The 21954-nt window shown below is 59.3% G+C and carries 22 protein-coding genes and 1 riboswitch; of the genes, 4 read left to right on the top strand and 18 right to left on the bottom strand.

Annotated features, from left to right (window positions below; all coding sequences use genetic code 11):
• The first annotated feature begins 8 nt into the window (after positions 1–8).
• Both B9Z41_RS14580 and B9Z41_RS14575 read left to right on the top strand, forming a co-directional pair.
• On the top strand, positions 9–347 hold the full coding sequence (locus B9Z41_RS14580) for a CidA/LrgA family protein (protein WP_100147807.1): 339 nt from the start codon (positions 9–11) through the stop codon (positions 345–347).
• A 1-nt stretch (position 348) separates the two neighbouring features.
• The gene (locus tag B9Z41_RS14575) at positions 349–1077 is read left to right on the top strand and encodes an LrgB family protein (RefSeq protein WP_100147806.1); all 729 of its coding nucleotides are present in this window, start codon (positions 349–351) and stop codon (positions 1075–1077) included.
• A 5-nt stretch (positions 1078–1082) separates the two neighbouring features.
• Here B9Z41_RS14575 and B9Z41_RS14570 read toward each other — a convergent pair whose 3' ends face one another.
• The 5 genes from B9Z41_RS14570 to B9Z41_RS14550 form a co-directional block, all read right to left on the bottom strand.
• The gene (locus B9Z41_RS14570) at positions 1083–1916 is read right to left on the bottom strand and encodes an NYN domain-containing protein (RefSeq protein WP_233202715.1); all 834 of its coding nucleotides are present in this window, start codon (positions 1914–1916) and stop codon (positions 1083–1085) included.
• Between the two features lie 47 nt (positions 1917–1963).
• The gene (locus B9Z41_RS14565) at positions 1964–3010 is read right to left on the bottom strand and encodes a Gfo/Idh/MocA family protein (protein ID WP_100147805.1); all 1047 of its coding nucleotides are present in this window, start codon (positions 3008–3010) and stop codon (positions 1964–1966) included.
• Between the two features lie 105 nt (positions 3011–3115).
• Positions 3116–4390, bottom strand: a complete 1275-nt coding sequence (locus tag B9Z41_RS14560; RefSeq protein WP_100147804.1) for a D-amino acid dehydrogenase — start codon at positions 4388–4390, stop codon at positions 3116–3118.
• Positions 4391–4549: 159 nt separating this feature from the next.
• A riboswitch (glycine riboswitch) is annotated at positions 4550–4645 on the bottom strand.
• A 26-nt stretch (positions 4646–4671) separates the two neighbouring features.
• On the bottom strand, positions 4672–5847 hold the full coding sequence (locus B9Z41_RS14555; protein WP_100147803.1) for a M20 aminoacylase family protein: 1176 nt from the start codon (positions 5845–5847) through the stop codon (positions 4672–4674).
• Between the two features lies 1 nt (position 5848).
• Positions 5849–6835: a tripartite tricarboxylate transporter substrate binding protein gene (locus B9Z41_RS14550; protein ID WP_100147802.1), complete on the bottom strand. Its 987-nt coding sequence runs from the start codon at positions 6833–6835 to the stop codon at positions 5849–5851.
• Positions 6836–6958: 123 nt separating this feature from the next.
• Here B9Z41_RS14550 and B9Z41_RS14545 point away from each other — a divergent pair, with 123 nt between their 5' ends.
• Positions 6959–7873 (top strand): LysR family transcriptional regulator, encoded by a 915-nt coding sequence (locus B9Z41_RS14545; protein ID WP_100147845.1) that lies wholly within the window; start codon positions 6959–6961, stop codon positions 7871–7873.
• On the opposite strand, the gene modC is transcribed toward B9Z41_RS14545, so the two are convergent.
• The 10 genes from modC to B9Z41_RS14495 form a co-directional block, all read right to left on the bottom strand.
• Positions 7866–8942 (bottom strand): molybdenum ABC transporter ATP-binding protein, encoded by a 1077-nt coding sequence (gene modC / locus B9Z41_RS14540; RefSeq protein ID WP_100147801.1) that lies wholly within the window; start codon positions 8940–8942, stop codon positions 7866–7868. The genes B9Z41_RS14545 and modC overlap by 8 nt on opposite strands.
• Positions 8939–9622, bottom strand: a complete 684-nt coding sequence (gene modB, locus B9Z41_RS14535; RefSeq protein ID WP_100147800.1) for a molybdate ABC transporter permease subunit — start codon at positions 9620–9622, stop codon at positions 8939–8941. Before modB ends, modC begins: the two co-directional genes overlap by 4 nt.
• Positions 9623–9647: 25 nt before the next feature.
• Positions 9648–10412, bottom strand: coding sequence for a molybdate ABC transporter substrate-binding protein (gene modA, locus B9Z41_RS14530; protein ID WP_100147799.1), 765 nt, complete (start codon positions 10410–10412; stop codon positions 9648–9650).
• Entirely contained in the window at positions 10412–10816 is a 405-nt protein-coding gene (locus B9Z41_RS14525) for a type II toxin-antitoxin system VapC family toxin (protein ID WP_100147798.1), read from the bottom strand. The genes modA and B9Z41_RS14525 overlap by 1 nt, the downstream gene beginning before the upstream one ends.
• Positions 10817–11056: an AbrB/MazE/SpoVT family DNA-binding domain-containing protein gene (locus B9Z41_RS14520; RefSeq protein ID WP_100147797.1), complete on the bottom strand. Its 240-nt coding sequence runs from the start codon at positions 11054–11056 to the stop codon at positions 10817–10819.
• 106 nt (positions 11057–11162) lie between these two features.
• Positions 11163–12377 carry a urate hydroxylase PuuD gene (locus tag B9Z41_RS14515; protein WP_100147796.1) on the bottom strand — a complete coding sequence of 405 codons (1215 nt, stop codon included), beginning with the start codon at positions 12375–12377 and terminating at the stop codon, positions 11163–11165.
• Positions 12378–12579: 202 nt separating this feature from the next.
• On the bottom strand, positions 12580–13311 hold the full coding sequence (locus tag B9Z41_RS14510) for an ABC transporter substrate-binding protein (RefSeq protein WP_100147795.1): 732 nt from the start codon (positions 13309–13311) through the stop codon (positions 12580–12582).
• Between the two features lie 47 nt (positions 13312–13358).
• A complete protein-coding gene (locus B9Z41_RS14505) occupies positions 13359–14144 on the bottom strand; it encodes an MBL fold metallo-hydrolase (protein WP_100147794.1) in 786 nt (261 codons plus the stop codon).
• Positions 14145–14171: 27 nt separating this feature from the next.
• Entirely contained in the window at positions 14172–15140 is a 969-nt protein-coding gene (locus tag B9Z41_RS14500; protein ID WP_100147793.1) for a tripartite tricarboxylate transporter substrate binding protein, read from the bottom strand.
• Positions 15141–15179: 39 nt separating this feature from the next.
• Positions 15180–16229, bottom strand: a complete 1050-nt coding sequence (locus B9Z41_RS14495; protein WP_100147792.1) for an Ldh family oxidoreductase — start codon at positions 16227–16229, stop codon at positions 15180–15182.
• Positions 16230–16319: 90 nt separating this feature from the next.
• On the opposite strand from B9Z41_RS14495, the gene B9Z41_RS14490 reads away from it, so the two are divergent.
• Positions 16320–17207, top strand: coding sequence for a LysR family transcriptional regulator (locus B9Z41_RS14490; RefSeq protein WP_100147791.1), 888 nt, complete (start codon positions 16320–16322; stop codon positions 17205–17207).
• On the opposite strand, the gene xdhC is transcribed toward B9Z41_RS14490, so the two are convergent.
• From xdhC to xdhA, 3 genes are read right to left on the bottom strand one after another with little or no spacing between them, the layout of a single operon-like run.
• Positions 17196–18047, bottom strand: coding sequence for a xanthine dehydrogenase accessory protein XdhC (gene xdhC / locus B9Z41_RS14485; protein ID WP_100147790.1), 852 nt, complete (start codon positions 18045–18047; stop codon positions 17196–17198). The two genes, B9Z41_RS14490 and xdhC, sit on opposite strands and share 12 nt — an antisense overlap.
• Positions 18048–18051: 4 nt before the next feature.
• A complete protein-coding gene (gene xdhB / locus B9Z41_RS14480) occupies positions 18052–20409 on the bottom strand; it encodes a xanthine dehydrogenase molybdopterin binding subunit (RefSeq protein WP_100147789.1) in 2358 nt (785 codons plus the stop codon).
• Positions 20410–21885 (bottom strand): xanthine dehydrogenase small subunit, encoded by a 1476-nt coding sequence (xdhA, locus tag B9Z41_RS14475; RefSeq protein WP_100147788.1) that lies wholly within the window; start codon positions 21883–21885, stop codon positions 20410–20412. It abuts the gene before it with no gap.
• Positions 21886–21954: the final 69 nt, after the last annotated feature.

Here is a 21954-nt window from a genome sequence, read left to right as displayed (position 1 = left end):
CTGGTTGCATGATTCAAGGCCTGGTTCAACTCTTCATCTTTCAAGCGCTGGGCGAGCTGGTCTCTAAGTTTGCACTGCCGTTTATTCCTGGGCCTGTGCTGGGCTTGGTGTTGTTGCTGGTGTTTCTCAGTGTGCGTGGGAGAGTGCCTGCATCCATCGACTTAGTGGGCAGCGGCATCTTGCAGCACTTGGGCTTGTTGTTTATCCCCGCATCGGTGGGCGTGGTGTTGTACTTGCCCTTGCTGCAAGCCAACGCATGGGCCATCAGCGCGGCCTTGGTGGTGAGTGTGGTGGCCACGGTGGCGGTGACGGCGGGCTTGCTCAAAGTGCTGGCCAAGAAAGACTGACATGACCACCACCCTGCCCCCGATCTCTGACATTTGGGTCTACCTCTCAGGCAGTCCGCTGCTCGCCTTGGTGTTGACGCTCAGCGCTTACTGGCTGGGCCTGACCATTTACGAACGCAGCCAACGCAACCCACTGGCCAACCCGGTGTTGATTGCGGTGGTGTTGGTGACCTTGAGCATCAGCGGGCTGAAGATGCCCTATGCCAAATATTTTGAAGGCGCGCAGTTTGTGCACTTCTTGCTAGGAACTGCCACCGTGGCTTTGGCGATCCCGATTTACAAAGGCTTGGCGTCTTTGAAAGGACGCATGGGTGTGTTGCTGTTGTCGTTGGTGGCGGGCGGCTTGACCTCGGCGTTCACCGCCGTGGGCATGGCCCGTTGGCTGGGCGTGGACGAAGCCCTGGTGCGTGGGCTGGTGGCCAAGTCAGTCACAGCGCCTATCGCCATGGGCATTGCCGAACGGGTGCAAGCATCGCCCACCTTGACCGCCATCTTTGCCGTGAGCACCGGCATCTTGGGGGCCGTGCTCGGTCGCTATGTGTTGGATGCACTGCGCATCACAGCTTGGTGGCAACGCGGCTTTGCGCTGGGTGTGGCCGCCCACGGCATTGGCACCTCACGTGCGTTCAGCGTGAACGCCGAAGCAGGCGCGTATGCCAGCTTAGGCATGGGGCTGCACGGCATCGCGGGCGCGCTGTTGATTCCTTACGCGGTGGCCGCTTGGTTTTGAGAGCCTCACCAGTGCGCAGGCTTTGAAGCTGGTTTCTTTTTGGTTTGAACGTTTTGGGGTAACTGACAAGCGGCCAACTCTTCATCCCGGATGTGATGGCGAACCCAATGTGCGTGTTGTACCAATCGTTGGTTTGGACGATTCAAGTTTTCACCCATCACCTCTCGCAGCGGCATCACCAAGCCGATTTGGACGTGCGGAGCATCTGTACGAATGCATCGGAAAGCTGTCTCAATATCACTGTCGTTTGAGCAAACGACGATTTGATCGCAAGAACCTTGAATTGAATCGCGGTAAACCTCAAGCGCAATATTCACATCTGTTTGCTTTTCCTCAATCATCCACACAGATGAGAGATCATCTTTATTTGGAGAGGCACCCACACGGTATGCTGGCAGGTGCGTCGGCTGAAATACATGAAAGCCCTTGATGACCTCCATGAAGCCCGCAGAACGAGCAAGCAAAGCACGTAAATATTGCGTTTGTGCTTCTTCCGATGCTTTGCCGTGTCTGGCATATGAAGCCATGACTGGAGATGTGAAGTACTTGACCTTCACAACTTCAGAAGCTGGGTTTTGTGGCGTCACAATGCGATCACGAAAAAGTGCGGGGATATCCAGCCACTTGTATGGGGTTCCCTTCAACCGCGAGTAGTAGAGGTTGTAGCCATCTACATAAACAATTGTTCTCAGCAAGTTAACCTCACCCATGAAAAAGCCACCTTGCGGTGGCTTTTTCGCCCTAAGCATGAGCCAACTTAATGACACCGCGAAGGGATTGTATGAATCGAATTTTATCGCAATGTTGAGAACAACTGCACAAAATTTTGCATTCCACAACTTGCAGTCAACGCTCTAGCGCAACCGCTTGGTTTTGAGGCGTTGACTCACACCAAAGCGATGGTGCTGCCGGTTTTGGCAGCTTCGACAATGGCTTCGGTGACGCGCAAATTGGCCAAGCCATCGCGTGCGGTGACCAACGGTGTCGCTTCGCCTCGCACCACGGCACCGAAGTGTTCCATTTGTTGCGCAATCGGATCGGTGCGCACCATCTCGACCGTGCTGACGTCAAACGGTTTCCACCACGAGCGGTCCTCGGGACGGGGGTAGGTTTTCAAGCGCATGGTGGGCACCGACAAACTGCCATTGGTGCCTGTGATCACATAACAGTCTTCGTCGTCGTAGCTGGTGTAGGCCTTGTTTTCTTGCGAGGTTTGTTCCCAACTGCGCGCACACGCTGCGGTGTCAGACAACAAGAAGGTGCCCAGCACGCCGTTGGCAAACCGCAGGTTGATGGAGACCGTGTCTTCCACCGCAAAGCCGCGGATGGCATTCGAGGCAAACGCTTGCACCGCCACGATATCGCCACACAGCATGCGCAGGTTGTGCACCTCGTGAATCATATTGAGCAAGATGGGCCCGCCACCCACCTCACATCGCCACGGGCCATCGGCGTAGTACTGGTCGGGCTTGTAAAAGGTGGCGCTGCCCATCACCGCCACCAACTGGCCCAGTTCTCCGCTTTGCACCACGGCTTTGGCTTTGGCCATGATGGGGCTGTGCGCGCGGTGGTGGCCAATCAGCACTTTGGCACCTGTAGCCTCCACCTGGTCCACCAGGGTTTGCGCTTCGGCCACGGTGGGTGCAATGGGCTTTTCTAGCAAACAAGGAACACCCGCTTGCATGCATTCCAGCGCGTGGGCCACATGCAGGGCGTTGGGCGTGGCCAACACCACGCCATCGGGACGGTCGTTGGCAAATAACTCGGCCAAGGAGGCGTAACAAGGCACTCCGGCTTTGGCCGCAACCTCTTTGGCCACAGGCGATGGGTCAACCACCGCGGTCAACGTGACCGTGGCACTGTGTTGAGCCGCGTGCATGTGGGCTTGACCGATGTAACCGGCACCGGCCACGGCAATGCGTGTGGGAGTCATGGTGTGTTCTAGAAAAAGTAGGGCCGATGAAAAACGGGCCCGAAGGCCCGTGGGTATTTTGCCAGTGCATATGCGCGGTCAAATGCTTAGGCCGCACACGATGTATCAAGCGGCAACAGCCTTAGCGCCAGACACCGAAATGGGCGAAGGTGTTTGTGCCCGCATGGCATCGGCCACCACATCACCCACCATGTCAGCGGTCACGGCAGACAAAGTCCAGCCCAAATGGCCGTGGCCTGTGTTGTAGAACACGTTGGCCGCTTTGCCTCGACCCACACGCGGCATCATGTTGGGCATCATGGGGCGCAGCCCGGCCCATGGCACCACCGAGCGGGTATCGATTTTGGGAAAGCACTGCTCCACCCATGCCACCAAAGGACGGATGCGGTCAGCACGGATGTCACGGTTGAAGCCGTTGAACTCGGCCGTACCTGCCACGCGGAAACGGTCCACGCCTAAACGGCTGGTGACCAGTTTGGTTTCGTCGTCGAGCAGGCTCACCACAGGCGCGCCGGCTTGGCTGGCGGCATCGTTGAGGTTGACCGTGATCGAGTAGCCTTTGACGGGGTAGACGTTGACGCGGTCGCCCAGCTGTGCGGCCAATTCACGGCTGGCCGTACCGGCGCAGATGACCAAGCTGTCGAACGTGTGCACGCAGGGCTGCCCATCTTGTGAGGCCACCTTGACCACGGCCTGGGTGCCATTGCTGCTGACCGAGGTCACGTCTTGGCCGTACAGAATGCGCACGCCCAAACGTTGAGCGGCAGCAGCCAAACCATTGGTGAATTTGTGGATGTCGCCGGTTGAATCGCTTTCGGTGAAATAACCTCCGTAGTAATTGCCAGCCAGCGTGGGTTCAATGGCTTTCATTTCTTGTGGTGTCACGGCACGACGTGGCAAACCGCCTTGGGCCAACAGCTTGGACACCTCGCCCGCGTGCTCAAAGCCTTGTTTGTCGCGGTAGATGTGCAAGATGCCTTCGCGCTTGAGATCGAAATCAATGCCCTCTTCTTGTGCCCAAGCAAACAAGTGCGCACGTGCCGCCACGGCCATGCGTGCGGTCTGCACCGTGTTGCGTTCGTAGTGCGGGATGGCCGCGATGAATTCGGCAAACCACGACAGCTTGTGCCAGCTGGGCTTGGGGTTGACCAGCAGCGGCGCATCGCTTTTGAGCATCCACTTCAAGCCTTTGAGGATGGTGCCGGTGTAGTTCCACACCTCGGCATTGGAGGCAGAGAGTTGGCCGCCATTGGCAAACGAAGTTTCCATGGCCGCGTAGCGGTGGCGTTCGAACAAGGTGACCGAGAAACCGCGTTTGGCCAACGCGTAGGCCGAGGTGACGCCGGTGATACCGCCGCCGATGATGGCAATCGAAGTCATAGGAATGAGCTTTCAAAACGTCGAGGGTTGGGCCCAACGGCAACATGCCATCAGGCGCCCCCTCTGTCTTGAACCTGAGAGATTCACGCAGCACGCGCGGTGCTGGTTTGCTCCTTCGGTGGATTGGCGGACGAATACGCCAAACGCTCTTCAGAGATTTGCATGTCATCGGTCCTTTTGCCTGAGAGTTTCCGGGGCGGTTGCTCCTTCGGCGCTGCCCTGTGAAACAGGGGCAGTCTCTCCCGATGACACGTCGACACAAGGTCGATGGTTAATTCATTCTAGTGGGCAAAAAACTCCTGAACAAGCAATGCCCAATAAGAAGCGCCAATGGCAATGTTGTCGTCGTTGAAGTCATACGCTGGGTTGTGCACCATGCACGCGCCCGCAGAGTCACCGTCGCCATTGCCAATCAGCACATAGCTGCCAGGCACGCGTTGCAGCATGAAGGCAAAGTCTTCGCTGCCGGTCAACGCGGGGCCATTGAGAGTGACACCGGCCTCACCGCGCAGCTTGAGTGCCACACGACGCGCAAACTGGGTTTCTGCTTCGGTGTTGACCAACACGCAGTAGCCGGGCTTCCAGTCCACCTCGGCGTGTACGCCAAAGCTCTCAGCTTGGGCTATCACCAAAGCTTTGATGCGCTGCTCCAGCAATTGGCGCACCTGCGGATCGAGCGCACGCACACTCAACTCCAGCGTGGCTAGAGCGGGTATGACGTTGTTGGCGACTCCTGCGTGAAACGCGCCCACCGTGACCACGGCGGTGTGCTGCGGGTCCACATTGCGCGACACCACGGTTTGCAAAGCCATGACGATGGACGATGCGGCCACCAGCGGGTCTGCGGCGCGGTGCGGCATGGCACCGTGGCCACCTTGTCCGTTGACGCGGATGGTCACGTAGTCGCTCGACGCCATGGCGGGTCCGTCACGCAGCACCAAGTGGCCTGTGGGCACACCCGGCATGTTGTGCATGGCAAACACCGCATCACACGGGTGTTGTTCAAACAAACCGTCTTCGATCATGCGCAAGGCGCCGCCACCGCCTTCTTCTGCGGGTTGAAAAATCAAATGCAAAGTGCCGTCAAAGTTCACATCGTCTGCAATTGTTTTGGCCGCCGCCAGCAAGATGGCCGTGTGACCATCGTGGCCGCAGGCGTGCATCACGCCCGGGTTGGCACTGGCCCAGGCCAGCCCAGTGGCTTCTTCGATGGGCAAGGCATCCATGTCGGCACGCAGACCCAAGCGGCGCGCACTGTGTCCACGCTGCAAGGTGCCCACCACGCCTGTGCCGCCCAAGCCACGATGTACCGCGTAGCCCCAGCTCTTGAGCTTGCTGGCCACCAGGTCAGCGGTTCGGTGCTCGGCGTAGGCCAGTTCGGGGTGGCGGTGGATGTCGCGCCGCATCTGGATGAACTCACCCACGCGGTCCACCAAGGCATCACGCAAATAGCTCATGTCACTGTGGCTGCAAGTTGATGGACTTGGCGATGGCGCGGAACTGTGCCGTGCCATCCACATAGGCCTTGTCTACCGCCACCAGTGACAAAGGCTTAGCCACGAGTTGGCTGTTGGCTTCTAAGCCGCTGCGCACGGCTGGGTCGGTCAATGAATCGGTGATGGCTTTGTGGATGGTTTGGACGATGGGCTCTGGCGTGTCTTTTTTCACAAAGTAACCGGTCCAGATGGTGAAGGTGAAGGTCTTGAGCGCTTTGCTCTCGGTGATGGCGGGATAGTCTTTGACCCCCTCCAAGCGCTCGGTGTTGAGCATGGCCAAAATTTTCAGCTTGCCTTGTTTGGCCAACTCGTCATACGACTTGCCAAAGGGTGCCAAAAAGATATCCACCTGGCCGCCCAACAAATCTTGGTTGGCAGGTGCCGCGCCTTTGTAGGGCACATGGGTCATCTCGATGTGGGTGACCTTGGACAAATGCTCACCCAGCAGGTGATAAAACGAACCCGGCCCCACGCTGGCGTAGGTGATGGGCTTGCCTTCTTTGGCCATTTTTCGGGCGTAGTCCACAAATTCATCCACGTTGTTGACGGGCAAATCTTTGCGCGCCAAAAAGGCAATTTGTGCGGTGGCAATCATTTGCACCAGGCGGAAGTCTTCGCTCTTGAACTTCACCGCCGCATTGGCCAGAGGCGACAAGATCAGTTCGTTGGGCGAGCCCTGAAAAATGATTTGCCCGTCAGACGGTGAGTTCAATACCTTCTGGGCTGCAATGGCACCGCTCACGCCGCCTAAGTTTTCCACGATCACGGGTTGACCAAAGTTTTTCGCCAAGGTGGTGTTGACCGTGCGTGCGATCACGTCTGACAAACCGCCCGCCGGGTACGGCACCATCAAGGTCACGGGCTTGCTGGGGTAGGTCTGCGCCAACACGGCGCCACTCATCAACAAACTGGCCAACAGCGGAAACAAACGGCGAAGTGTGAAAGGCATGTGTCAACTCCTTGGGTGGTGACATGGGTGGTGTGATGGGCTGATCGTAGAAATGCAAAAATATAATGTCCAATGCATTGTTGTATTGATTTCCATAATTTAAATGCATGAATGGATGCAACCATGACCCTGGTTCAACTCAAACACTTGATCGAGCTGGCCCGCCAAGGCTCGTTCAGCAAAACCGCCGACAAGCTGCACCTGACGCAACCTGCGCTGAGTCGCAGCATCAAGTCGCTGGAGGACGAACTGGGGCAAGCTTTGTTCGACCGCATTGGCCGAAAGAACGAGCTGACCGCCTTTGGCCAACACATCGTGCGGCATGCACAACACTTGGTCGATGGCGCGCATGAGCTGCGCCAAACCGGACAACGCTTGCTCAAGGGTGAGATCGGCCAGGTGCGCATTGGCTTGGGGTCTGGCCCGGGCGCGTTGTTGATGACACCACTGCTCATGCACATGGCGCGTGAACACCCCAAAGCGCAGATCGATATTTCACGCGGCAGCACGGAGTTATTGATTCAGTCCTTGCGCGAACGCCGCTTGGATGCACTGGTGATTGACATACGGTCACTCAAACCCGCCACCGACCTGCACGTTGAGCTGGTGCAAGAAATCGACGGCGCCTTCATGTGTCGCAAAGGGCATCCGCTTGCCAAGCGACGCAAGGTGACGCTTGACATGGTGCGCGGTTACCCCGTGGCGTCTACCCCCTTGAGCGATGAAGTGGCCCGCATCTTGATGGAGCGCTACGGTCCGCAGGCGCATCCCGATGCACTGGTGAATTTGCGCTGCGAAGAAATTTCAAGCCTGCTGGACGTGGCCCGTCACAGCGATGCCGTGGTGCTAGCCATTCGCGCAGCAGCCCCCGACTTGGTGGAGTTGCCCATGACGCCAGCGCTCAACGCCAAAGCACGCTTTGGTTGGGTCACCATGAAGTCGCGCACCGAGTCGCCGCTGAGCGCGCAACTCAAACAGATGTTTCAAGAGATCGTGCAGGCACCCCGCGCACGCGCTGCGTCTGGTCGCGCTACTTGACCAAGGCCACCGACTTGACCTGCGCCCACACAGTTTGCCCAGCGGTCAGTCCCAGCTCGTGCACTGCCCGTGCGGTGACCCGCGCCACCAACACCGACGGTCCGCAGGCCACGCGTACCAAGACCTGAGAGGGGTGGAGGTCTGGCGTCAACGACTGCACCACGCCCGGCACATGGTTTTGAATGCTGGTGCCTGTGGCGGCCTGCACGTTGATGCTCACGTCGCGCGCCAACACACGCAGGCGCACCCGTTGTCCCAGCACCAAGCCGGTATCGCGCAACCACATGGCCCCACCGTCAAAGCCGACTTGCGCCAAGTGCCACGTGATATCCAAGGCTTGCACGTGGGCGTCTAACAAAGCGCCCACATCGTCACCCAACATCAGCGCCGCATCACTGCCTGCGAGCACGTCAGACACGGGCCCCACCGCCTGCACACGACCTTGTTGCATCAGCAGCATGGTGTCGGCCAAACGCGCTACTTCGTCCATGGCATGGGTCACATACAACATGGGCAGTTGCAACTCGTCGCGTAACTTTTCCAGCCACGGCAAGATGTCTTGTCGTCTGGCAGCGTCGAGCGCAGCCAAGGGTTCATCCAGCAACAGCAAGGCAGGCTGCGTCGCCAAAGCACGGGCAATGGCCACACGCTGGCGCTCACCGCCTGAGAGTTGTTGCACACGGCGCTGGAGCAAACCGCCAATGCCCAGCAAGGCAATGGCGGCATCCAGGGTGTGTGGTTGACCCGCGCTGCGGCGCAGGCCAAAGCTCAGGTTGCCCTGCACATCCAAGTGGTCAAACAAGCTGGCCTCTTGAAACACATAGCCCACTGGGCGTTGGTGGGTAGGCAAACGAATGCCTTGTGCATCGTCTTGCCACACCTGGCCGGCCAGATCCACGCGACCACGCGCCTGAGGCTCCAGGCCCGCCACCGCGCGCAACAAACTGGTTTTGCCCGATCCCGAGACGCCATACACCGCCGTGATGCCATGCGCGGGCAAGCGAACATCCACATCCAGCGAAAAATCAACACGCGGCAATTGCACGCACAAGTGAAGCTGTGGGCTCATGGTGTCACCCGACTGCCACGTTGGTTGAACCACGCCACGGCCATCAACACCACGAACGAGAACACCAGCATGAGCCCTGCCAGACTGTGCGCTTGGTCGTACTGCATGGCTTCGACGTGACCATAGATTTGCGTGGAGACAACGCGGGTTTTGTCGGGAATGTTGCCGCCAATCATCAACACCACGCCAAATTCACCCACCGTGTGGGCAAAACTCAGAATGGCCGCCGTGACAAAGCCAGGGCGCGCCAGAGGCACGGCGACACTGAAGAACGCATCCCACGGACTGGCGCGCAAGGTGGCCGCCACTTCCATGGGCCTCGTGCCCATGGCCTCAAAAGCATGTTGCAAAGGCTGCACCGCAAACGGCAAAGAATAAATCACCGAGCCCAACAACAAGCCCGTGAAACTAAAGGCCAAGCTGCCCCAACCTGCCCACTGCGTGAACTGCCCCACCGGCCCGTGCGGCCCCAAAGCCACCAGCAAATAAAAACCCAGCACCGTGGGTGGCAAGACCAAGGGCAAGGCCACCACCGCACTGACCGGTGTGCGCCACACCGAACGGCTACGCGCCAACCACCACGCCAGCGGCGTGGCCAACAGCAACAGCAACAGCATGGTGGCTGTGGCGAGCTGCAGCGTGAGCCACACGGCCTTGTAATCGTCGGGGGAGAAATTCATGGCGATGCTTTCAACCTCATGCGCTTCAGACCTCGTACCCGTAAGCGCGAATGATGGCCTTGGCCCGTTCGCCCTTCAAATACGCCATCAAGGCCAGCGCTACGGGGTGGTCTTTGCCCCCTTGCAACAGCACCGCGTCTTGGCGCAGCGGTTCATGCAGTTGCTGTGGCACAACCCACGCTGAGCCTTGGCTCACACGGCCATCGGCCCACACCTGCGACAAGGCCACAAAACCGAGCAGCGCGTTTTCTGTGGCCACAAACTGAAAGGCTTGGGCGATGTTCTCGCCCTGCACCACGTGGCTTTGCCAGCGGGGCCAGGCACCGAGCTGGGTCAAGGTTTGCACAGCGGCTGCACCATAGGGTGCCAACCTCGGATCGGCCAGGGCCAGCTTGACTTGGGGCTGCTGCGACAAGGGCCCATGCAAGACCCGGCCCTGATCGTCGACCACGCCAGCCTGTTTGCTCCACAAGGCCAAGCGCCCGGTGGCATAGGTGAACACAGTGCCTGCTTGGCCTCTACCCTCGGCCACCAGCTTGGCGGGTATTTCGTCGTCAGCCGCCAGCAGCACCTGAAACGGCGCACCGTTTTTGATTTGCGCGTAGAACTTGCCCGTGGCACCAAACGCCAGCAAGGCGGTGTGCCCCGTGTCTTGTGCGAAGGCTTGTGCAATTTTTTGCATCGGGGCGGCGAAGTTGGCCGCCACGGCCACGTTCACTTTGCCTGCATGAACAAGCGCCAGAGACCCATACAGAAAAACTGCCAGGACGGCACGTTGCCACAAGCGCATCACTTCATCTCCGGCATCACCAAGCGAACGCTTGGAAAGTAACTTTGGTAGCGCTGCGCGTCTCGGGTGAGCATGGGCAGTCGGGCCACCGCTGCATGCGCGCCAATGAAAAAATCAGCCAGCACATTGCTTTTTTGTCCACCACTGCGACGGTACTGTACAAACGCTTTGCCCGCCAAAAACAAGGCGGGCTTGGGAACTTCGACCACGGGCAACACCATATCGGCCAGCACGCGGTCCAGGGCTTCGACGCTTGAAAACGTCAACGACAGCTCGGCATAAATGATCGGGTTGATGATCAGGCGATGGATCTGCGACTGTGCGCGCAACTGAGCAATGGACCAGTCCACCCAATCCGGGTCGTTTTGCAACACGTCGACCAAGACGTTGGTATCAACCAGCATTCAGGCGTCGCCGCGCAACAAAGCCATCAGGTCTTGGGTGCGCCAAGCCACATCGGCTTTGCCGCGAGCCGCTTCGAACCGGTCAAGCTTGCGTTTGTTTTTTTGCGGGGCTTTGTGCAACACCACCTCGCCATCGCGGTTGACGGCGAAGTCGACCAAGCTGCCAGGCTGCAAATTCAGCGCATCGCGAATTTGCTTAGGAATAGTGACTTGGCCTTTGACGGTCAGGGTGGTGGACATGGACTTTGCTCCAAAGTGTTACCGAATTCTACAGAGTAATACTTTGGAGCGTTGTATAAAAAGAAGACCCGCGTATGAAACGGTCAAAAGCCAGCCTAGACCAAACTCACTCAGTCTTGGCACCCGCCTCGTACCAACGCTTGATCAAGCCGCGCTCTCCTTCGGTGATGCCGGTGGCGTTGTTCATGGGCATCACCCGCAACACCACGGCTTGTTGGTAAATGTTGAGTGCGTGCTGTTTCACACCGTCGGCGGTGTCAAAGCGTACGTTTTTCATTTGCACCTGGGCTCCGTGGCACATGTAGCAGCGTTGCTCAAACACTTGGCTGACTTGGGCAAATGTCACAGGAGCAGCCGAGGCTGCGCTGGCGTTGGCCGTGGGTGCTGGACGCAACCACACAATCACGCCCAACAGCACCACCACACCAGCGATGGCGAAGGGCAAGGGGTTGCTGGCTCGGCCCAAGTGGTAGCCGTGACGTTGCACAAAGAACTGGCGAATCAAGGCACCTGCCAACATCATCAACACCAACACCACCCAGTGGTATTCGTGGGTGTACAAGAAGCTGTAGTGGTTGCTCAGCATGGCAAAAATCACCGGCAGCGTGAAATAGGTGTTGTGCACGCTGCGTTGCTTGCCGCGCTTGCCATGCATGGCCAACTCTTTGGGGTCCATCGCCACGCCAGAGGTCATGGCGGCCACCACCTTGCGTTGGCCGGGGATGATCCAAAAGAACACGTTGGCGCTCATGGCCGTGGCAATCATGGCCCCCACCAGCAAGAAGGCCGCACGGCCTGCAAACAAGTGGCATGCCGCCCAGGCTGCAAACGCCACCACCCCCATCATGATGGCGCCGACGATGCGTTCACCGTTCTCACGAAAACCAAACACACGACTCACGGTGTCGTAGATCAACCAGAACACCACCAAGAAGCTCAACGCAGCGGTGATGGCTTGGGCAGGTGACCAGTCCATCAAGGACTTGTCGATCAAAAAGGTGCCTGCATTCCAGAGGTACAGCACGGTGAACAGCGAGAAGCCGGTCAACCACGTGGTGTAGGCCTCCCAGTAAAACCAATGCAGTTTGGTATGGATCTTCTTGGGCGCCACCATGTACTTTTGGGGGTTGTAAAACCCCCCGCCGTGCACCGCCCACATGGCACCGTCCACACCTTTTTCCAACAAGTCCGGTGAGTTGGGCTTGATCAGGTTGTTGTCGAGAAAAACAAAATAAAACGAAGAGCCAATCCAAGCGATGGCGGTGATCACATGCACCCAGCGCAGCAGCAGGTTGGCCCAATCGAGTAAGTACGCATCCATGTCACACCCGTCCATTGGCTAGAAGAGATCATTCACCACCGCGGGCACTGTGAATGAAGCAAGGGTCGCGAACAAGGGGCCTGCATGTGCGCTACATGCTGTGCCCTGCTCCGCTGCGACAGGTGGCACGAAGTGTATACAGTTTTTGTCACCAAGCCAAGCGGGTGGCGAGCCCTTTTTGATCACCCCACGCCAGACGGTGTCAGGCCGCAGGGGCCACCGAAGCGCCCTGAATGTTGTGGCGTTTGAGGGCGTCGGCCACAAAGCCGCTTTGCTTCATATCTTCCACATAGGCGCGCAACACGGCCACGGCTTCGGGGCTGCGGCTCTTGGGCAAGCCCATGGCCTGCTGAATCACCATGAAGCGACCGGGCAACAAGCGCATGCCAGGCACACGCAGTGCATCGGCTTCGAGTTGCTGTTTGACGCCTGCCGCCACCTCGCAGCCTTGCGCTAAAAAGGTGTCCACCACGGTGGGCGAGGTGGGCGCACGCACGATGCTGGCGTTCTTCAACTCACGCGTGAGGTACAGGTCATACGCACTGCCCTTGCCCACCACCACGCGCACACCCGCGTTGTCCACTTGGTTGTTGCTGTGAATGGCCGATGCCTCGGGCACCATGTAGCTGCCTTCGATCAACACATAGGGGGCGGTGAAGTGGATACCGGCACCCCGCACCGGATCGACCGCAAAGAAACCAAAGTCGGCTTGCTCGTTCGTCACGGCATCGACCGACTTGCCTGCGGCGTCAAACACCACGAGGTCAAGGGGAAGGCCCAGGTGCTTGGCAAAGCCACGCGCCAAGTCAATGGACACGCCAAAGGGTTGACCGTCTGCGCCAGCATTGGCCAGGATGGGATTGCCCAGATTGATGGAGGCGCGCAAGACGCCGGTGGGTGCAAATTCAGCAAGCAAAGCGGGGCTGTAAGACATGGTAGTGGTGGTGGTGATGGCCGTGAAAGAAGGAAGTCAGGCAGCGCTCAACGCGCCACCAAATCGGTGAACAAACCGGTGCCCGCATTGGCGCACAAGTCGATGGTGGTGGACTGCTCAAGAGTCTCGGAAAACCAAGCAGCAATGGAGGCTTCACGCTGGCCGATGTACTGCGGCTCGCCCGAAGCGTCGAGCACCATGGTGAGGTCGTGACCGGGGATGAGCAGCGTGCCGGGCTTGGCGCGCCAGCAATCCCAAATGAGGTTCAGGGTGCTGATGCTGTCGGCCATGTCGTCGCTGTCGGCGACGCTGCGCGACAACAACTCGGCACGGTTCTTCGCCGCGTCGCCCGTGAACACAATGGGCACCTGGTTGCCATGCAAGACAAAAATCAAATGCCCGGGGGTGTGACCTGGCGCTGCCAAGGCTTCAAAGCCCGGCAAAAAGGCGTCGCCCGCTTGGATGCGTTGGACGCGTGGCGACTGGCACAACTCGCGCACATACAACTCGGGCAAGGGGTTGAAGCCTGCCGGTTCGCTGGCCGCCCAGGTGAGCTCGGCGTCGCCAATCCACACGGTGGCATTGGGAAACAAGGTGAAGTTGACCGCATGGTCGTAGTGGGCGTGGGTCAGCACCACATCGGTCACGTCTTGGGCGCGCACACCGTGCGCTTGCAGTTGTTTGGCCAAGGGCTTGCGCACGCCAAAGGCGCCCACATCCAACAAGATCACACGGCCTTCGCCACGCAACAACGTGATGGTGCTCCAGCCCAAGCCACCGTGGCACACGGCGCGGCCGGGAAAGCCTTGAATCAACACATCGACTTGGTACATCTCGCACTCCTACACATATCTAGGGTCTCACTCGGGCTTGATGCCCGCGTCTTTGATCAGCTTGCCATACAAGGCCAAGTCAGATTTGACCAGACGCGCAAACTCGGCCGGCGAGCTGGCAATGATTTCGTTGCCTCCCTCGTCCACGAGACGACGATTGGCGTCGATGGACTTGCTGGCTTTGACAATTTCTTGGTGCAAGCGCGCAATGATGGCGGGGTCGGTTTTGGCAGGTGCAAACACCCCCTGGAACTGGGTGATGTTGAAGCCCGTGAACCCCAGCTCGTTGAGCGTGGGCAACTGCGGCAGGCTGGCCGCACGTCGGGGGCCGGACACCGCAAAGGCTCGCAGCTTGCCGGCTTTGACCATCGGTCCTGCGGTGACCACAGGCTCGAAGGTGAAGGTGAGTTGCCCACCCAACAAATCGGCCAGGGCCGGTGCTGCGCCTTTGTAGGGAACGTGGATCATTTGCGTGCCCGTGATTTGACTCAGCAGCTCACCCGCCAAGTGACCACCGCCACCAATGCCCGTGGAGCCGTAGCTGACTTCTTTGGGTTTGGCTTTGGCCAGGGCCACCAGATCGCGCATGTTTTGAATCGGTGACGCGGCAGGCACCGCCACCGCATATTGGTAGCTGGTGATTTGGCTCACAGGCGCCAAGTCATTCACGGCGTCATAAGGCACCTTGGCATAGAGCACAGGGTTGACCACGATGGGCCCGCTGGCCGTGAGCAACAAGGTGTAACCATCGGGCGCAGCCTTGGCCACAAAGTCTGTCCCCAGCATGCCGTTGGCACCGGGCTTGTTGTCGATGATCACCGACTGGCCCAAACTTTCGGACATTTTTTGCCCAATTACACGTGCCGTGATGTCTGCCGCACCTCCAGCCACATAAGGCACGACCATGCGAATGGGTTTGTTGGGGTAGTCCGATTGCGCGTGGGCTGCACCGATCAAGGCGAGCAACGATGTCAACACAGGAACGAAGCGTTTCATGTTTGTCTCTTTCTGGGTTGTTGTTTTCGGGCGGATGACTCAAGGGGCCACAGCAGCGTACTTGTAGAGCAAGGCCAACACAGCCGGGTCAAGCACCACACCCTCGCGACGCTGGCGTTCCATTTTGGCCAGTTCAATTTGGCCGGGCACCAGCACGGGCTTGTCGGCTTCGACCGGTGGGCTGTCATGCAAGATGGCGGCAAAGTCGCTCATGCGCTGGGCCAGCCACTCGCTCGAGCCCAAGCGCTGGGTGTCGATCAGGATGAAGAAATGGCCCAGGTTCTGCGGCTCGTCGGGCGCATCGACCCACGACTTCACATGCGTCAAGTAAGCCGCGTTGGAGAGCAGACCTGCAAACAAGTCCACCAACAGCGCCAGACCGTAGCCTTTGTGCCCACCCACGGGCTGCAAGAAACCGTCCAATGCGGCTTTGGGATCGGTGGTGGCACGGCCTTCTTTGTCGGTGGCCCAGGTGTCGGGAATCGACTCGCCACGCTTGAACGCATTGCGAATCTTGGCACGCGCCACCACGCTCATGGCCATGTCGAGCAAGAAGGGTTGGCCACCCGGATGCGGCACGCCAAAACCAATCGGGCTATTGCCCAGGCGTGCATCGCTGCCGCCCCAAGGCGCAATCGTGGTGGTGGCGTTGCTGCCGATGATGCTGGCGAAACCTGCTTCAGCGGCAATCAACGAATACGGTGAAATGGGGCCAAAGTGGTTGCTGCCGCGAGCGAATGCAATGCCCACGCCACATTCGCGGGCCACTTCCATGGCCGCCTTGAGCGAGCGCATGCCCACCACCGGGCCCACGCCGTTGTCGCCATCCACCCGCACCATGGCAGGCGCCACGCGCTCGACCGTGATGTGGGGTTCGGCCTTGATGCCTTTGAGCAGCAAACGCTCGCCATACGACTCCACGCGGCTCAAACCATGGGTAGACAGGCCAAACAAGTCGGCCATCACCAACACGCGGGCTACTTCTTGGGCGTCGGCCAGAGGCAAGCCCAAGCCTTGGAAGGCACGTGTGCCGAGGGTGGTGAGTTCTGCTTCGTGCAATGCAGTGCTTGGTTTTTTCACATCGTTCATGGGAGGCGCCTTTCTTGGTTGGGGCGAATTATGAAAGCGCCCAAGAGTCGAGTAAAGTGCAAATATCTCAATCATTGGTGCGTTACACGCATGAATTTCGACCTCTCCGACCTGCGTGCCTTTGTGGCCGCCAGCGACCACGGCAGCTTTCGAGCCGCTGCCGATGTGTTGTGCATCTCGCAATCGGCCCTGAGCCGACGCATTGACAAGCTAGAAGGTGCGTTGGGCGTGCGCTTGTTTGAGCGCACCACCCGCCAGATGTCGCTCACCACGGCAGGCCGTGGCTTTGTGAACAAGGCGCGTCATGTGCTGAACGAACTCGACAACGCCCTGTTGGGCACACACGACGTGGCCGCGCGTTTGTCGGGCGAGGTCACCATCGCCTGCGTGCCCTCGGCCGTGGCGTACTTTCTGCCGGGTGTGATCAAGGCGTATCACGACAAATACCCCAACATCAAGTTGCGCATTCAAGACGAAACGTCGGCTGAAATTTTGCTGAGCGTGGCGCACAGCGAAGCCGACTTTGGGCTCACCTACATTGGCACGCAAGAACCTGACATCGAGTTTGAGCCCTTGATTGAAGACCCTTTTGTGCTGGCCTGTGCGCGCCAGCATCCGCTGGCCAAAAAACGCCGCGTGCGTTGGGCTGAGTTGGCGCAGTACGACTACGTGTCGGTGGCGCAAGGCAGCGGCAACCGCATGCTGATTGACCTGGCCTTGGCTAAGAGCACGGCCCTGCCACGTTGGTTTTGCGAGGTTCAACACGTCACCGCCTTGGTGAGCTTGGTGGAAGCCGGCGTGGGCGTGGGCGTAGTGCCCAAACTGGCCATGCCGCGCAGCGACCATGCCACGCTGGCCAGCGTGCCATTGACCGATCCGCCCATCACCCGAACGCTGGGGCTGATCAAGCGGCGTGGCCGCGCCTTGTCTGCTGCGGCGCAGCTGTTCTACGACGTGTTGTTGCAGTCAAAGAGCTGAAGGCACTGCGCGCTGCAGCAGCTGTGCAGCCACCGCCACCGCAATCACCTCGGGCTCTTTGCCGGTGATGCCTTCAATGCCGATGGGGCAGGTCACCCGCGCCAGCTCGTCGGCGCTGAATCCGCGTGCTTCCAAGCGGTGACGAAAGGTGGCCCATTTGGTTTTGCTGCCAATCAGGCCAATGAAGCCTATGTCGCCCAAGGCGCGCTGACGCTTCAAGCAGGCCGCCACCACATCCAGGTCTTCAGCGTGGCTGAAACTCATGATGAGCACGGCTGAGTTGGGTGCCAAATCGGCCACCGCAGCGTGCACGGGGTCGGAGTGCTCTGTCACCACATTCAGGGGCACTTGCGCCGGAAAAATTTCGTCTCGGCTGTCGATCCAGCGCACCACAAACGGCAAATTTCCCAACACATGAATCAGGGCACGCCCTACGTGACCCCCACCAAACAAGGCCAGCGGTTGACCATTGGCGAGCAAGCGCTGCTGCAACGCTGGAGCGTCGGCAACGCCAACGGGTTCAAACCGCAGATGCACCACACCGCCACAGCATTGGCCCAGCGCCGGCCCCAGCGCGTAACGCAAGGTGAAGATGTGGTCTTCGTGGCTGGCTGGCGCCTCGGCAGAGGCATTGGCGCGCTTGTGGAGCAAGGCGCGCGCTTCGTCGATGGCCTGAAACTCCAGGTGGCCACCGCCAATGGTGTTGACCAAGGTGTGCGGAAAAACCGCCATCCAAGCCCCCACATCACGTGGACCTGAGCCCTCGACGCTGTGCACCGTCACCAGCACGCCGTCGGCGTGCTGGAGTTGGTTCAACAGTTCAGCGGTGTGTCGCGGCACAAGCTCAGTGTGCAGCGGCTTTGGCGCGTTCGCAGGCCATCAAGATGCGCTCGGGCGTGGCCGGTGCATTCATGTGGACCACGGTTTTGTGGTCGGCACTGGCACTCACCGCATCGCGCAAGGCAAAGTAGGTGGACAGGGCCAACATCAGCGGCGGCTCGCCCACAGCCTTGCTGTTGAACGGCGTCGGCTTGACGTTGCTGCCATCGAACAAGGTGATGTTGAGGTGCTCAGGGATGTCACCAGCCACCGGGATTTTGTAGGTGCTCGGACCATGGGTGAGCAGCTTGCCTTTTTTGTCCCAAATGCACTCTTCCATCGTGAGCCAGCCCATGCCTTGCACGTAGCCGCCTTCGATTTGGCCTTTGTCGATGGCCGGGTTGATGCTCTTGCCCGCGTCGTGCACGATGTCCACCGCTTTGAGCCACCACTCGCCGGTGCGGGTGTCGATTTCAACCTCGGTCACCGCAGCGCCGTAGCAGTAGTAATAAAACGCACGGCCATTCAAGGTGGTGAAGTCGTACGCAATTTCGGGGGTCATGTAAAAGCCCGTCACCGACAAGCCCACACGGTCGAGCCAGGCTTGCTTGGCCAACGCAGACCAAGCCACCGACTTGCCACCCCCATGGGCTTGGCTGTCGGCAAAGGTGACGGCGGAAGCGTCGCAACCCAACATGCGGGCGGCCACGGGTTTCAAGCGCTCACGCATTTGTGCGGTGGCGTTCATGATGGCGGCACCGTTGATGTCGGCACCACTAGAGGCCGAGGTGGCCGATGCATTGGGCACCTTCTGGGTGTCGGTGCCTGTGACGCGCACGTACTGCAAAGACACGCCCAAACCGTCGGCACACACCTGAGCCATCTTGGTGTTGAGGCCTTGGCCCATTTCTGTGCCACCGTGGTTGACACTGATGGAGCCGTCCATGTAGATGTTGAGCAAGGCACCGCCTTGGTTGAGCATGGTGGCGGTGAAGCTGATGCCAAACTTCAAGGGCACCAAAGCCAGGCCGCGCTTGCGCTTGGTGTTGGCCTGGTTGAAGGCGTTCACACTGGCGCGACGCTCGCGGTACTTGGACTCGGCTTCGACTTGGTTGACCACTTGGTCGCCCACCCAGTCTTCGATCAACTGGTTGTACTGCGTGGTCATGGTGGCGGGATTGCCCGAGATGGCGGGGTCTTGGTACATGTTGAGCTTGCGCACATCCAGCGGGTCTTTGCCCAAGGTGTTGGCGATTTGCTCAATCACGGTCTCAATGCCAAACATGCCCTGTGGGCCACCAAAACCACGGAAAGCGGTGGCGCTTTGGGTGTTGGTTTTGCAACGGTGGCTGATGAGTTGCAGGTTGGGGATGTAGTAGCAGTTGTCGATGTGCAAGCAGGCACGGTCGTTCACCGGGCCCGAGTAGTCGGTGCTGTAGCCGCAGCGTGACAGCAAGGCAATGTCGGCACCCAAGATGCGGCCGTCGTTGTCAAAGCCCACGTTGTAATCAATGCGGAAGTCGTGACGCTTGCCGGTGATGGTCATGTCATCGTCGCGGTTGACGCGCAGCTTGACCGGCTTTTGCAGCAAATGGGCCGCCAGCGCAGCGCTCTGGCTGAAGATGCTGGCATTGCCCTCTTTGCCACCAAACGCTCCGCCCATGCGACGGCAAATCACTTCGACGTCGTTGGTGGTGAGGTTCAGTGCCGCAGCGGCTTCGCGCTGATTGCCATCGGGGTGTTGGGTTGACGAGTACAGGGTGAGCTGACCGTCTTCACGGGGCACCGCGTAGGTGATGTGGCCTTCCAGGTAGAACTGTTCTTGCTGGCCGGTCTCGGTGCTGCCTTTGAGCTGGTGCGGGGCCTTGGCAATCGCATCCGCTGCGTTGCCACGGGTGATGCCTTTGGGGGGCATGACAAAGCTTTGTGCGGCCATGGCCTCGTCGATGGTCAAGATGGGCGTGAGTTCTTTCACTTGCACCTTGGCTTTTTTGGCGGCTTCGCGTGCGTACAACATGTCGCGCGCCACCACCACCGCCACGGCTTGTCCGATGAACTCGACCTTACCCACGGCCAAGAACGGATCGTCGTGGTTGATGGGGCCGCAGTTGTTTTCACCCGGAATGTCTTTGGAGGTGTAGACCGCCACCACGCCGTGTTCTTTCAGAATGGCGGCGCGGTCAATGCCGTCGCCGATCAACTCGCCATGCGCCACGGGCGACAAAATGAGGGCGGCGTACAAGGTGCCAGCCAACTCAGGAATGTCGTCGGTGTAGGTGGCTGAGCCGGTGACGTGCAGGTGTGCCGACTCGTGAATCACGTCGGTACCTTGTTGCACACCCGAGGCGGGCAACAAGTTTTTGAGGTTGATAGGAGCATTCATTTACGCCACCTCCGAGGTTTGTTCTTCGATGAAATCCAGCACCAGGTTGCGCGCCACCAGCGAGCGGTAAGCCCAGGTGGCCCGCAAGCCGTCACGCGCCACAAAGCTGGCTGCAATGGCAGCATCCAGCTCAGCCGCGCTGACGCCAGCCGGTGTTTTGCCTTCCAACACCGCTTCGAGCTTGGGTGCACGGCAAGGCGATGGTGCCAAACCGTTGTAGGCCAGCTTGACACCGCTGAGCTTGCCGTCTTTGAGGCTGTAGCTGATGGCGGCGCAGGTGGCCGAAATATCTTGCTCAAAACGCTTGCTCACCTTGTGGGCACGGAACACCGCGCCCGCTGCCGGTTTGGGCAGTTCAATGGCTTCGATGAATTCACCGGCTTGCAACACGTTTTGCTTTTGACCGGTGTAGAACTGGTCCAGCGCCATGGTGCGGGTTTTGTCACCACGGCGCAGCACCAAGCTGGCACCCAGCGCCATCAAGCACGGCATGGTGTCGCCAATGGGTGAGCCGTTGGCAATGTTGCCCGCCAAGGTGGCGGTGGAGCGAATGGGGGGCGAGCCAAAGCGGCGCAGCACCTCGGCAAAGTCGGGGTAGGCATGGGCCACCAGGGTTTCAACCTGTGTCAGCGACACCGCAGCGCCAATGCGCCAGGCCTTGGGGGTGTCGGCCACTTGGCGCAGCTCTTGCACGTTGCCCAGGTACATGATGTGGTCAGGACGGCTGAACTGTTTGTTCACCTGCAAACCCACCTCGGTGCTGCCCGCGAGCAGCGTAGTGGTGGGGTGCTTCACCAGGTAATCGGCCACTTCGGCGAGCGTGGCGGGCGAGACGAACTCGTTGCCCTTTTTGGTACGCACCACGGGCTGGACGATGATGTCGCCGTCCAGGCTCAGGGTGGGTGTGGCAGCGCGCTTGATCTCTTGCAACAGCGGCACATCGGCGCTGTCGTCCACTTTCAAAGCGGTTTTCTTTTCGCAGGCTTTGACCGTGGCGTCGATGATGGGGGTGTAGCCTGTGCAGCGGCACAGGTTGCCGCTCAGGGCATCGGTGATCTCTTGGCGTTTGGGGCTGGTGTTGGTTTGCACCAGGTTGACCAAGCTCATCACGATGCCAGGGGTACAGAACCCGCATTGCGAACCGTGACAGCCCACCATGGCTTCTTGCACCGGGTGCAGGGAGCCATCGGCTTTTTTCAGGCTTTCCACGGTCTTGACTGACTTGCCATCCAAAGCAGGCAACAACTGGATGCAGCTGTTCACGGGCACGTAGTTCACGCCAGTGCCAGCAGCATTGAGCTCACCCACCATCACCACACACGCACCGCAATCGCCTTCGGCGCAGCCCTCTTTGGTGCCCTTGCGGTGCAGTTGCTCACGCAGGTAATCAAGGACAGTGGTGGTGCGGCGCACACCTTGGGCTTCAACGATTTGGCCGTCGAGCACAAATCGCACAGTGTTGGTGACTTGGGTCATGGTGGGGGCTGAAAAGCTAGAGAAAAATATCACAGGATTTTAATGACTTGCTCCCCGAATTCGGGGCAG

It is taken from the genome of Limnohabitans sp. JirII-31, from assembly GCF_002778315.1.
In the GTDB taxonomy this organism is placed as follows: Bacteria; Pseudomonadota; Gammaproteobacteria; order Burkholderiales; family Burkholderiaceae_C; genus Limnohabitans.
This window is presented reverse-complemented; position numbering and strand designations above follow the sequence as displayed.